The sequence below is a fragment of the Bacillus cereus group sp. MYBK101-2 genome (genome assembly GCF_051918845.1).
Taxonomy (GTDB): Bacteria; Bacillota; Bacilli; order Bacillales; family Bacillaceae_G; genus Bacillus_A; species Bacillus_A paranthracis.
Window position 1 is genome coordinate 453,072 of record NZ_JBQAIE010000001.1, and the last position, 12,692, is coordinate 465,763.

Below are 12,692 nucleotides of genomic sequence, written 5' to 3' on the forward strand. Positions count from 1 at the left end.
TCATTATCAAATTTCTAAAACACATTCTATTACTATTATACAAAATAGTTGTTTTTTGTAACAATATTGCTTTAATATTGAAAATATATACAATCACTTTTTGCATATAATAAAAATCGCTTTTACTTATGGTATAATAATGAAAAATTGAAAGGAGATTTAATATGAAACCTTCACAACCACAATCTCAATTACAAAACCAACATTCTATTAATCGACTAGCTCAATCTATTTTTGTTGTGAATCGTCATGCTAAAGCTGCAACTAATCCGAAGTATTTATACTGGTTAAAAAAGACAGCTTTAGAACGCTTAATTACTGAAAAAAAAGCTATTAAAGAAGGATTACATTTCTCTAGAAATCCACGTTTTAGCCAACAACAATCTGATGTTCTTATACGTTTAGGTGATTACTTTTTCCATATTCCTCCTACAAAAGAAGATTTTCGAATCCTACCACATCTCGGTCATCTTGAATCCTCCTATCGAAATCCGAAAACAACCTTATCTTTAACAGTAGCAAAAAAAACACTTCAAGATTATATTGGTCCTGAAGCGCTAAAACAAGAAAAAAAATTAAGTGAACCTGTCCCATGGTATAGTCGTACCTATACAAAAAAATAAAACAGTTTGGCCAATTGTAGGCCAAACTGTTTTATTTTTTCTCTTCTTTAATTTTAATATTTGCCTGTTTATAAAAAGCAATTTTTTCTGTATTATAAGACTTCGTAAATTCATTAAACTTGTCTTTTTCTGATTCAATATCTTTATAAGACTGATTTACTACTTTTACTTTTTCACTAATATCTTTTAATTTCGTACCTTTATCTTGTAACATTGTATATAATTCTTTTTCTTGTTTTAACGATTTATTATAGCTATCATACATTTTGTTAAATGAATCATGTCGTTTCTCATATGTGCTTTTCACTTTATCCGCTTGATCTTTCAATTTCTTATCTTCAATTTTCTTCACATATTTATCTGCCGATTTCACTTCTTCTTGTGCCTTATTTAAAGATTCTTTTTCTTTTTTAAGCACTTTTTCTCGTTCATCTGTATTTTTCACTGCTTGGTTTAGTTTTTCCTTAACAGTTTGATTATTATCTTTTCCTTCTTGAACAATCTGGTTATATAATTCTTGTCCCTCTTTCTCTAAAGTTTCAAGTTTTTTTGCATCTTCAAACATTGTTTTTTCTTGCTTTGCAGCATTTTCAAATGCAACATATAATTCCTCTTCTGGTTTCGGCCCGAAACAACCCGCTAGTAAAGTCATTGATAATGCAGTTACAATTGCTAATTTACTATATTTCAACATCTTTTTCCTCCTACTTATATACGATCATCGTGTAAAAAGCTATGAAATTATATAACCTTCTATAAACTCCACACTCGCACCTTTTTCACGAAAATCATTCATATTGTTTATAATGCTTGTACAAATTGTATTACTTGAAATTACATTTTCCGTTTTCGAACTAAATAGCAGTTTCATATCCATCTTTTACTTGGAACTTTTTAAAACCTATTCATACTATGTATTACATAAAAGTACAACGGAATTCATCACAACCATAATAATTTGAAGAACAACAGTAATTATTCACCTGATAAAAGATGTTCGTTGTTCTCACACGTCTATCATTCTATCATTCCCTTTCCCGCTTTCTATCAAATAATCTCTTCGTTCATTTTACACAGTATAAATGCTATCTTGCAACAACTTACAATTATTCTTGCCATTCCCTAAAAAGGAAAAGTGTAGAGTATGCTTTCCTCTACACTTTTAAAATGAAACACATTGTGCAAAATGCATTGACACATCCATCATAATTATATGCCTATTTCATATATTTTTAAAGACTTTTATTACAAAAAAAGTTCTTTTTGTAATAAAAGTCAAAAAAATGTTACAATCAAAACTTCTTCATATCATATTTCTTCAAATCAAAATTTCACTTATTTTTTTACAAATTTCTATGTTGGTACAATTGATTTTGTGCCTTTCTTAACAATTCTTCAAACGTTTTTCCTTCTATAGGATAACTAGCAGCCCCAAATAATAGAGTCATACTTAACAAACCATTTTCTATTTCACTTTCAATATTTTTCATTAATCGGTTTGTTATTGTCGACTTTTCATGTCCTTTATCAATCGCCACAATCACATACTTATTTTCATCCCACTTCGTAACGACATCGCCTTTACGAATTGTCTTTACAATCGTGCTCTCCAATTTTTGTACTAACACCTCCAATTTTTTTTCTTGCACTGTTTCTTTTAGTCCTTTCCATTCTTTCACAGAAAGAATGTACACTGTAATATTATGAGAATCTCGTTCTGATAAAGCAGCTACTTTCTCAAAAAAATCAACTACAAAATCATTACTTTCCATTCCCCCTACTTCCGTATCCATACGCCCACTCGCTCTTTTATCATACCAATGTCCAAAATAATAGCTGAGTATCATTTGCAATATATAAATAATAAAGACGGTATAAAATGATCGCGAATCCAGTTTTGTAATTACATCCTGAAGCGCAATCCATTCTGTAACTGCCACTGTATTCCCAAGTAATAATCCACTAATTTTCCCTTTATGTTTCATACTTCACCTCCCTTCTATACCAATATATGTTTCTATAACAATTATGTTTTTCTACAAAATAAAAAATGTACATATTGAGTGTACATTTCCGCTTAAACTTGTCTACCTTTTCTACTTCATTTCATATATATACTATATATCGTTTTTAGAAAGGAGTGACCTATATGCTACAAAAAGAAAATCTATCAGATATTATACGTTTACTAGCGGGCTTTCTATTATCCTTAAAATTACTATTCAATTCTTTCGGAATAAACTTTATTACAAACGATCAAATCGATGCTATTGTTAATGTTGCTTCATTTTTATTTATTCTATACTTTGGCTTCAAAAATAACTATGTAGGGAAAAAAGGAATAGAACAAAAGAAAATACTCAAAAAGCATAACCTTCACTAAAAAAGGAACCTTCCATACAGGTTCCTTTTTATCATTGCCGCACTACAACTTCATTTGTTTGCAGTGGACCATATGATACTCCGTTATATTGAAATGTATATGTAGCCTGAAATAATGCGTTTTTGAGTGCTTTATCTTTATTTGCTTTTATTTTACAAATTAATTCTACCTTTTCATTCGGTAATAAATTATCGATTCGCCACCTTACAAGTTGGAATAGAAACTCACTTATCCCCTTATCTACCTTTAATGAATTAGGGATATATGCAAAATAATCGCGAATCATATGACTTACTACAACTCGTGAAATCATTTCTATTCCTTTATTTTCAACTTCAATTCGAATAATAAGTATGTCGTTTACATCATAGGTCAGTTCATATGAAAATTTTTCTTTATACATACTACGGATTTGCAATGTAACTGCTACATTGGGACATTCGTTTTCCTTTTTTGATCCATCAATCCATAATACCGGTTGTAGCGGTATTGAACGCCTTCCTTGATCCGAAATTCGTTTCCATATTTTCATAATAATATTCACCCCATTTCAGATGCATCATTCATACGACCTTATTCTGCCTCTCTGCACAATACAAACGATATATAGTTATTACTCTTCCTTTTATCCTATTCGACAATATAAAGAAAAAACCATTTTTCCTCTGTTAACTGAAGGTATTCTTGCTGAAATATTTTTTTACAATTTCCTTCATTGACTTTATACCAATATTAAGTATTACTCACTCTTTCGCAGTCTATACAACAGAATATTTTGACGAATGAAAATATTTGCCTTTTAGTCAAATTTGACTATAATATTCTTTATGGCTTGTGCACTTGTGTAAATTGATTTGAAAGAACTGTCCTTTACATTTTTATGCGCTGCACTCAAAACTTAATATAGTTTACTTATTTTTAAAGGAGGGTTATATTTGAAATCTCAATTATCAAAAAAAGACTCCAACAAGACAAAATTTGTTGTTGCTGGTTTACTACTTGGTATTTTAATGGCGGCAATGGATAATACAATTGTTGCAACAGCAATGGCAACGATCGTTGGAGACTTAGGAGGATTTGACAAGTTCGTTTGGGTCACATCTGCATATATGGTAGCAACAATGGCAGGTATGCCTATATTCGGAAAACTTTCTGATATGTACGGACGGAAACGTTTTTATATCGGTGGCCTCATTCTTTTCTTATTCGGTTCTGCACTTTGCGGAACAGCATCTAGTATTGAACAGTTAAGTATTTATAGAGCAATTCAAGGGATTGGTGGGGGCGCTCTTATGCCTATTGCCTTCACAATTATGTACGATATATTCCCACCAGAAAAACGCGGAAAAATGACAGGACTATTCGGTGCCGTTTTCGGGACATCTAGTGTGTTCGGTCCTTTATTAGGCGCTTATATTACAGACTATATAAGTTGGCACTGGGTCTTCTATATTAATATTCCATTAGGGCTTATCTCCTTCTTCTTCATTACTAAATACTACAGTGAATCTCTAGAATTTAGAAAACAAAAAATTGATTGGGCTGGCGCTATTACACTTGTTATTAGTATCGTTTGTTTAATGTTCGCCTTAGAACTTGGTGGTAAAGAATATGCATGGAATTCCACTGTAATTATCGGTTTATTTACAACAGTTGTTATTATGCTTATTATTTTCTTCTTCGTAGAACGAAAAGCAACGGAGCCTATCATTTCTTTCCATCTCTTTAAAAAACCTTTATTCGCAGCTAGCCAAGGCGTTGCCTTTTTCTATGGTGCCGCTTTTATTATCTGTACAGTTTATATTCCAATCTTCGTTCAAGGTGTTCTCGGCGGTTCAGCCTCTAATGCTGGATTAATTTTAACACCTATGATGGTTGGCTCTGTAATTGGAAGTCAAACAGGTGGACAGTTAGCTTCACGAACAAGTTATCGTAACATCATGATCGTATCTGGCGTTTTCTTTGTAATTGGTATTTATTTATTAAGCACTTTAACGATGGATACACCTCGTCTACTTGTAACACTATTTATGGTTCTCACTGGACTTGGGGTTGGTTTCTCGTTCTCAGTTTTAAGTATGTCTTCTATTCACAAGTTAGAAATGCGAGACCGTGGTTCTGCTACATCAACAAACTCATTCTTCCGTTCACTCGGTATGACTCTTGGTGTAACAATTTTCGGTACCATTCAAAATCATATTTTTACTAATAAATTAAGTACGGTGTTCCCTCCTGAACTAGCTAAATTAGCTCCAAAGGGCGGAGACACAAGTTTCTTATTATCACAAGGTGCTACCGAGAAGATGCCACCTGAAATATTAACTGGTATTAAAGAGGCTCTCGCTACATCTATTGCCAGCACATTCTTCTGGGCACTTATCCCGGCTGTGCTAAGTATTATTTGTATTTTACTTATGGGAAATGAACGACTATTTACAGGTCCAAAAACGAAACAAAGACAAAAGCAAGTAAGTTAGTATAGAAAAAAGAAACGGCATACCCTTTATGAAAAAGGGTATGCCGTTTATAATATATAAAGTAAATCTTTAATCAGTAAGGAACCATTCCCACTGGTTATTATCCCTCACCAATCGGGATAAAGTTTCTATATACAGGAGTTGAGACAACAGAATGAGCATGAAATTAGTCATTCTCGGTTTGCTACTCGAAGGGGATAAACATCCATATGAAGTGCAACACATTATGAAAGAAAGACAAATGGATTGTTATATTAAATATGCAAAAGGTTCACTTTACTACGCCTTCGAGCAATTAGAAAAGCAAGGTGCAATTTGTATTACCACGATTGTTCGAGATACGAATAGACCAGATAAAACAATCTTTCATATAACAGAAGAAGGTAAACAATTATTTCACAAATTACTATTAAAACAATTCGAGGCAAAAAATCAAATATATAAACCGATTTATTCGGCACTCTCTTTCGCTCATTTTGGTGATGACCAAGAGTTAGTTCCTATTTTAGAAAAGAAGAAAAATGATACTATTCAATATTTACATAATATGCAAACTATTTATGATTGTAGCAAAGGCAAAATCCCACGTGCACAACTATATATTTTACAAAGCGTTATTGAACATATTACAGTTGAATTACAATGGTTAAACACCCTTCTTACAGATGCTGTTGCCGGGCGACTTTCAGAAATTGATATAGATACGGATACGGATTAAACTTTTAAAATAGAAACTGTAAAATGACAATATAGTTATTTTATTTCAAAGTCTAAAACAAGTATAACCCCATTCTAATTTAGGTTGGGGTTATGCTTGTTTAATTTTCTATATAAGATAAACCAATTATTTAATAACATAACTGGCATCTTATGTATGTATGTATGTATGTATGTATGTATGTATGTATGTATAGGTACCCATTTCTTTATAAATTTAATCGCACTTTATTTCAATTCTCCTCATGTTTCTTCACCCTAAAAAATCAGAAAAATACAAATAATTAAAATAAAAAACTTTAGAATTTTCTTATTTCAAAACAGTAGACAAAATTCCAAAAATTGTGTTAGAATTTGTTTCAATATCATATCGCTTGTTAAATTCCTTTCAAAAGGAAAATGGGTACACGAACAGTTTGTTTCGTGTTTAAAAGGGAAGCTTGGTGAAACTCCAACACGGTCCCGCCACTGTAAATGCTGAGATTTCTTTTTAATGCCACTGTGAAAACGGGAAGGTGAAAGAAATCATATGAAGCATAAGTCAGGAGACCTGCCTGTTTTAACAACACTGATAGATTCACGGATGATGATGAGGTGTTAAAACAAAAAGGAAGGCTTATTTTCTATGCCTATATGCTTTTTGTTATAGGTATTTCCTAGTAAACGGAAATGCTTACTTTCAATTAGGGAGGAATTTGAAATGGCAATTCAAACAAGTAACTTAGGTTATCCACGTATCGGACTACAACGAGAGTGGAAAAAAACATTGGAAGCTTTTTGGTCTAATAAAATCGATGAAGAACAATTTTTAACAACAATGAAAGAAATTCGTCTTCAACACGTTAAAGCACAGCAAGAAAAAGGGATTGAACTTATTCCAATTGGCGACTTTACATATTACGATCACGTTTTGGATACTGCTTATATGCTAGGATTTATCCCCTCACGTTTTTCTCAGTTTACATCTTACCTTGATGTATATTTCGCAATGGCGCGTGGCTCTAAAGATCACGTAGCTTCCGAAATGACAAAATGGTTTAACACAAACTATCATTATATCGTTCCTGAATATGAAGAGGGATTACAAATCTCTTTAAAAGATAATCGTCCACTTCGCTTATACGAAGAGGCAAAACAAGAATTAGGAGTAGATGGAAAACCTGTTATTTTAGGACCATATACTTTCTTGAAATTAGCTAAAGGCTATACACAAGAGCAATTTGCTACTATTTTAAAACAGTTAGTTGCACCTTACGTACAACTGCTTTCAGAACTACATGCAGCTGGTGCACAAATCATTCAAGTTGATGAACCGATTTTCGCTTCTTTAACGAAAGAAGAAGTTCAACAAGCAAAAGAAATTTATGAAGCTATTCGTAAAGAAGTTCCAAATGCGAATCTTCTTTTACAAACATATTTTGATAGTGTAGAAGAAAACTATGAAGAAATCATTACATTCCCAGTATCAAGTATTGGATTAGATTTCATTCATGGTAAAGAAGGTAATCTACATGCTATTTCAAAATATGGATTCCCAGCTGATAAAACTTTAGCTGTTGGTTGTATAGATGGCCGTAACATTTGGAGAGCCAATCTTGATGAAGTTCTTACGTTATTTACAACGTTACAAAAACAAGTCCAAACGAAAGATTTCATCGTTCAGCCTTCTTGTAGCTTATTGCATACGCCAATCGATAAAACAGAAGAAACTCACTTATCGACTGAGCTATTTGATGCGTTGGCATTTGCAAATCAAAAATTAGAAGAGTTAGTTCTTATTCATTCCGCTCTAACTCAAGGTACAGAAAGTATTCGTAATGAGCTGGAAACATATCGAAACGTACATCATACAATTCGTTCATCTGCTGCACGTAACCGAGAAGATGTCAAAGCAGCACGAACAGCACTAAAAGAAGAAGATTTTTCACGTCCTCTTCCATTTGAAAAACGATATGAATTACAACAAATTGCTCTGAAGTTACCGTTGTTACCAACAACGACTATCGGTAGCTTCCCGCAAACAACTGAAGTTCGCCAAACGCGAAAAGAATGGCGTAACGGTGTTATTTCAAATGAACAATATGAACAATTTATTGAAAAAGAGACAGAAAAATGGATTCGTTACCAAGAAGAAATCGGTCTCGATGTTCTTGTACATGGTGAATTTGAAAGAACTGACATGGTTGAATATTTTGGTGAGCGCCTTGCTGGTTTCTCATTCACTAAAAACGGTTGGGTACAATCATACGGTTCCCGCTGCGTAAAACCACCTGTTATTTATGGTGATGTAGCCTTTATTAACGGAATGACTATTAAGGAAACTGTTTATGCACAAAGCTTAACAGAGAAAGTTGTAAAAGGAATGTTAACTGGACCTGTTACGATTTTAAATTGGTCCTTCGTTCGAAATGACATTCCAAGAAAAGAAGTTTCATATCAAATTGCATTAGCTCTTCGTCATGAAATTGAACTACTTGAATCTTCTGGAATTCGAGTAATTCAAGTCGATGAACCAGCACTTCGTGAAGGTATGCCACTAAAAGAAAAAGATTGGGACGCTTATATTACATGGGCAGTACAATCCTTCCTTTTAGCAACTTCTTCTGTAGCAAATGAAACACAAATTCATACTCATATGTGTTACAGTAACTTCGAAGATATCGTTGATGCGATTCGCGCATTAGATGCAGATGTGATTTCTATCGAAACATCAAGAAGTCACGGTGAATTTATTGATACATTAAAACATACAACATATGAAAAAGGCATCGGTCTAGGCGTATATGATATTCATAGCCCACGTGTACCAAGTAAAGATGAAATGTATAAAATCGTAGAACAATCTTTAAAAGTATGCGATCCTAAATATTTCTGGATTAATCCTGATTGTGGTTTAAAAACGAGAAGAACAGAAGAAGTTATTCCAGCTTTAGAGCACATGGTGCAAGCGGCAAAAGACGCTCGTTCCTTGCTAAAAACAAACGCATAATAAAAGTGGGGTATCCTTTTTGAGGATACCCCACTTTTTTATTCTTTACTTTCAAAAAAGAATTCATATTGTATTTTATATAATTCATCATCCGTTGGTTCTTCAAGAGGTGTTGCTTGTAATACAACCGTATACTCACCATTTGGAATAGGAATTTGAAATTTATTTGAAAGAATACTTGTTACAACGATACATTCATTTTCAACTGTAAAAGGAACTGTAACCGTTCTAATTACTTCTTCTTTCTCAATATGTTTCCCTGGGGTCACTTTTACTTCACAAGTATAATCAGAAAGTGCTTCAAAAATAACAGTTCCATCCGCCTTCGCATAACCTCTTTCAAAATCTTCATCCGTCCAATCAACGTAAGGCTGATCACCGTCATAGTTCATCAACATTAATTGCGAATACGAAATTGTTAACTCCATCGTTCCCTTCTCCTTCATTATGAAATATGCAACTACTACTACTTTACGTCAAATTTCACACGCGTACCATCTGGGTATTTATCTAACTTATTTCCTACCCAAGAGCCTGCTCCGCGGTTATCGGCTGGACTTATATATTCAATATGTGCTCCTTTTCCGCCTTCTTTACACATCGCCATTGGCCATTCATCACGATCATACCCTTTTTTTGATGGGTATGGAGCTAACGATAATTTTCTTCTATCCGCAGCGCCACCACGGTCGATTGTACACACTTCTGAATGTCCTTCTTTTATAGCATCCGTAATATGTTTCCCTGTCTCTGGATATCGATCTTTCGGAAATTCTAGAACTTGATCATACGCATTTGTTTTTTTAATACTTGTTTCCTCTGGAACAAGCACTTCATACACCGCTACTACAATAGAAAGAATTGCAATAATTGAAATGATAATACCCTTTAATTGCTTCATGTATACCTCCATGATTCTACCAGTTTCTTTTCCTCAGTTATTATAACAAACTTCTCCTGTCTATGTTTTCAGACATTATTTCAGCTCTTCTTCGCCATTCCGCCAAAAACTCTCATTTTTCTTCATCTTTTCACTAATGCTGTAGAAAACTAATAACCTTCCGACATTCTTTTTCAAAGGAAGTCCTCATAAAAGATTGAAATGATATATACGATACTTTTTGGGGAGGAAATATTATGGAAGCTACCTATAAAACGAAAGATGTGACGAATAAAACAGGCATCCCAAAACATATAGTCCGCAAATATAGTCAACTGTTAGAGGAACATGGTTATATAATTTCCAAAACAGCTGATGCTCGTATTTATAAACTTGATGATTTAAAACTATTGAAATCTATACATGAAAGAGCTGCTACATTGCAGGAAGATATTTCAGAAACGATATCAATTATTTTAAAAGAAAAAGAGGCCCCACCTGTACCAGTTATACAAAATACGCAAGAAATACAACCGAAAGAAAAAGAAGATGGGCGTAACTTCGAGGAGTTCATGTTAAAACTTGAAATGCTCGCTCAACTAAATGAAGCCATTATTCATCAAAATTCTACCCTTATTACCCAAAATCGTTTAAAAGATGAAAAGCTAGATGAGTTGATGCAACAAGTTTATGTAAAAGAAGGATCTCAGGAAAAAATGCTACAAGAGTTAGTGGATCATGCCGCTCAAACAGATGCTCTGCAAAAAGAAAAGATGGACTTATTAATGAATCATATGTATAAACGAGAATCTAAACAAGAAGAAAAAATGAATAAACTCGTAAATCAAATTTATAATAAAGATAGCAACCGTGATGCACAACTTATGCAAGTAATTCGCGAAATTCAAGAAACAAAAAGATTAGTCGCCGCCTCAAAAGAACAAAGCTTTTTCCAATCATTTAGAAGTTTATTTAGCCGAACAAAACAAGAAAAAACAACTGAATAGCATAATATATTTTTTCTAATATAAAATAAAAAGTTACCTTCTATCGGTAACTTTTATTCCTTATTTCTTACAGCTGGCAATATAATAATCGCTTCAGTTCCTTTCCCACTTTCGCTTTTATATTCCAGCGTACCATTATGCGCTTGTAAAATACTAAATGTTACCATTAGTCCTAATCCTGTCCCTTTTTCTTTTAAAGAATAATACGGTTGTCCGAGCCTTGCTAATTGTTCTTTCGTCATCCCAACACCACTATCTTTAACTCTTATTACAATCGTTTCATCTTTTTGCATAGCTGTTACTTTTAAATATCCTTTATTTCCTTGAATTGCTTCAATACCATTTTTAACAACATTCATAATAGCTTGCTTCAATTTCGTTTTATCACCGATCGTATAAAGACTTTCAGAAATCTCAACTTGCAAATATACACCTTGCATCGCTGCAAATGATGACATAAGAGTTGTCATTTCTATTAATTGAGCGGATAAGCAAATATGTTCTTTTTTCTCAATTTGTGGTCTTGCTAAATTTAAATAATCTGAAATAATTTGTTCTGCCCGGTCCAATTCAGCTAATACGAGACGCATATAATCCTTGTTCTTCACATCTTCCGTACTTTCTAGCAATTGAATAAAACCACGAACAACAGTGAGCGGATTTCGAACCTCATGTGCAACACTTGCTGCTAACTCACTTACAATATTAAGTTTCTCTGACTTTTGCATCTCTGTACGTAGTATTGCATTTTCATTTAAATATTCTGTTAAGTACACCTGAAATACCATTGTCATAACCATAATAAGCGAAGCAAATATATATCCGCTATATAAGTGCGAAACATATGGTGTAAACCCCGTTTCTAACAGAACGTTAATCATACCAATCACTAAAGAAACAAGTACGTACAATGATGAAATCATAAATGCTAAAATTAGCTTCTTATCCCTTGAAAATAGAGACCATTTCTTTGATAAAAATAATGGAACTATCAATAGAAATATTACTTCTATGACTGGAAGAAGGTTTATGCCCTTTAGCGCCCATTCATAGACAACAAAAATAACGGCCGGGATTAAACCAACAATCCCACCATATAAAAAACCACTAACAATTGGGATTGGGTGAAAGTTATACCCGCAAACGTCCCCAAAACAAATAGAATATGTCATAGAGAGAACGAGTGTAATGCTAGATAAAAACATAATAAAGTAGCGGTTCGGCTTCGGAGGCATTTCTTGATAACGATTTAAACGAATCGCTTCGTATAAAAATAGTGGCAAAATAATGATGGCAATTTGGATCATTAAATCACGGATAAGCTCCATAGCCTCTCATCCCCTATATGTATTTTGATATGATTATATCATTTTACAGGTTTGTTTGTTTTAAAATTTTGATTTTTCTTAACATATTTGTTAATTCTTTGTTAACAACACATAATAATTGTTACAGATTTTCGAAATGAATGTAAACCCTGTACCAAATTTCTGCCCGACAGTATACAATGAATACGGATTACAAAGAAAATAAAAAATACTTCATAAGACGGACAACTATAGCAAAATACAGCATATAATCCATACTATCTATGTTTACAAATAAGTGATCATTAT

At 33.1% G+C, this 12,692-nt stretch carries 12 protein-coding genes and 1 riboswitch; of the genes, 6 read left to right on the forward strand and 6 right to left on the reverse strand.

Features of this window, described 5'->3' with window-relative positions; translation table 11 throughout:
- Positions 1–164: 164 nt before the first annotated feature.
- Complete coding sequence (locus ACTFSI_RS02325) at positions 165–623, forward strand: YkyB family protein (RefSeq protein WP_000804868.1); 459 nt, start codon at positions 165–167, stop codon at positions 621–623.
- A 31-nt stretch (positions 624–654) separates the two neighbouring features.
- Here ACTFSI_RS02325 and ACTFSI_RS02330 read toward each other — a convergent pair whose 3' ends face one another.
- Together ACTFSI_RS02330 and ACTFSI_RS02335 are read right to left on the reverse strand one after the other, a co-directional pair.
- A complete protein-coding gene (locus ACTFSI_RS02330; protein WP_000922491.1) occupies positions 655–1,317 on the reverse strand; it encodes a YkyA family protein in 663 nt (220 codons plus the stop codon).
- 649 nt (positions 1,318–1,966) lie between these two features.
- Positions 1,967–2,608, reverse strand: a complete 642-nt coding sequence (locus ACTFSI_RS02335; protein ID WP_440045219.1) for a diguanylate cyclase domain-containing protein — start codon at positions 2,606–2,608, stop codon at positions 1,967–1,969.
- A gap of 164 nt (positions 2,609–2,772) precedes the next feature.
- Here ACTFSI_RS02335 and ACTFSI_RS02340 point away from each other — a divergent pair, with 164 nt between their 5' ends.
- Positions 2,773–3,006, forward strand: a complete 234-nt coding sequence (locus ACTFSI_RS02340) for an SPP1 phage holin family protein (RefSeq protein ID WP_101164644.1) — start codon at positions 2,773–2,775, stop codon at positions 3,004–3,006.
- 31 nt (positions 3,007–3,037) lie between these two features.
- Here the strand turns inward: ACTFSI_RS02340 and ACTFSI_RS02345 are convergent, their stop codons facing one another.
- Positions 3,038–3,538 (reverse strand): hypothetical protein, encoded by a 501-nt coding sequence (locus ACTFSI_RS02345; RefSeq protein WP_000708181.1) that lies wholly within the window; start codon positions 3,536–3,538, stop codon positions 3,038–3,040.
- Positions 3,539–3,941: 403 nt separating this feature from the next.
- On the opposite strand from ACTFSI_RS02345, the gene ACTFSI_RS02350 reads away from it, so the two are divergent.
- The 3 genes from ACTFSI_RS02350 (at position 3,942) to metE (ending at position 9,189) form a co-directional block, all read left to right on the forward strand.
- Positions 3,942–5,483: an MDR family MFS transporter gene (locus tag ACTFSI_RS02350; RefSeq protein ID WP_000842024.1), complete on the forward strand. Its 1,542-nt coding sequence runs from the start codon at positions 3,942–3,944 to the stop codon at positions 5,481–5,483.
- A 154-nt stretch (positions 5,484–5,637) separates the two neighbouring features.
- On the forward strand, positions 5,638–6,201 hold the full coding sequence (locus ACTFSI_RS02355; RefSeq protein ID WP_000062057.1) for a PadR family transcriptional regulator: 564 nt from the start codon (positions 5,638–5,640) through the stop codon (positions 6,199–6,201).
- A gap of 383 nt (positions 6,202–6,584) precedes the next feature.
- Positions 6,585–6,772, forward strand: a riboswitch (cobalamin riboswitch).
- Between the two features lie 128 nt (positions 6,773–6,900).
- Complete coding sequence (metE, locus tag ACTFSI_RS02360; protein WP_265153404.1) at positions 6,901–9,189, forward strand: 5-methyltetrahydropteroyltriglutamate--homocysteine S-methyltransferase; 2,289 nt, start codon at positions 6,901–6,903, stop codon at positions 9,187–9,189.
- Between the two features lie 38 nt (positions 9,190–9,227).
- On the opposite strand, the gene comJ is transcribed toward metE, so the two are convergent.
- Together comJ and nucA are read right to left on the reverse strand one after the other, a co-directional pair.
- A complete protein-coding gene (gene comJ / locus ACTFSI_RS02365; RefSeq protein ID WP_000424015.1) occupies positions 9,228–9,617 on the reverse strand; it encodes a competence protein ComJ in 390 nt (129 codons plus the stop codon).
- Between the two features lie 38 nt (positions 9,618–9,655).
- Positions 9,656–10,090, reverse strand: a complete 435-nt coding sequence (nucA, locus tag ACTFSI_RS02370; protein ID WP_000811499.1) for a DNA-entry nuclease — start codon at positions 10,088–10,090, stop codon at positions 9,656–9,658.
- A 236-nt stretch (positions 10,091–10,326) separates the two neighbouring features.
- On the opposite strand from nucA, the gene ACTFSI_RS02375 reads away from it, so the two are divergent.
- A complete protein-coding gene (locus ACTFSI_RS02375) occupies positions 10,327–11,076 on the forward strand; it encodes a DUF3967 domain-containing protein (protein ID WP_139895616.1) in 750 nt (249 codons plus the stop codon).
- A gap of 53 nt (positions 11,077–11,129) precedes the next feature.
- Here ACTFSI_RS02375 and kinB read toward each other — a convergent pair whose 3' ends face one another.
- Entirely contained in the window at positions 11,130–12,404 is a 1,275-nt protein-coding gene (kinB, locus tag ACTFSI_RS02380; RefSeq protein ID WP_000420387.1) for a sporulation sensor histidine kinase KinB, read from the reverse strand.
- Positions 12,405–12,692 lie beyond the last annotated feature (288 nt).

Coding starts and splice junctions, on each gene's coding strand:
- ACTFSI_RS02345 (WP_000708181.1), bottom strand. CDS start 3,538: ATGAAAATATGGAAACGAATTTCGGATCAAGGAAGGCGTTCAATACCG.
- nucA (WP_000811499.1), bottom strand. CDS start 10,090: ATGAAGCAATTAAAGGGTATTATCATTTCAATTATTGCAATTCTTTCT.
- ACTFSI_RS02340 (WP_101164644.1), top strand. CDS start 2,773: ATGCTACAAAAAGAAAATCTATCAGATATTATACGTTTACTAGCGGGC.
- ACTFSI_RS02325 (WP_000804868.1), top strand. CDS start 165: ATGAAACCTTCACAACCACAATCTCAATTACAAAACCAACATTCTATT.
- comJ (WP_000424015.1), bottom strand. CDS start 9,617: ATGGAGTTAACAATTTCGTATTCGCAATTAATGTTGATGAACTATGAC.
- ACTFSI_RS02355 (WP_000062057.1), top strand. CDS start 5,638: ATGAGCATGAAATTAGTCATTCTCGGTTTGCTACTCGAAGGGGATAAA.
- ACTFSI_RS02375 (WP_139895616.1), top strand. CDS start 10,327: ATGGAAGCTACCTATAAAACGAAAGATGTGACGAATAAAACAGGCATC.
- metE (WP_265153404.1), top strand. CDS start 6,901: ATGGCAATTCAAACAAGTAACTTAGGTTATCCACGTATCGGACTACAA.
- ACTFSI_RS02330 (WP_000922491.1), bottom strand. CDS start 1,317: ATGTTGAAATATAGTAAATTAGCAATTGTAACTGCATTATCAATGACT.
- ACTFSI_RS02335 (WP_440045219.1), bottom strand. CDS start 2,608: ATGAAACATAAAGGGAAAATTAGTGGATTATTACTTGGGAATACAGTG.
- kinB (WP_000420387.1), bottom strand. CDS start 12,404: ATGGAGCTTATCCGTGATTTAATGATCCAAATTGCCATCATTATTTTG.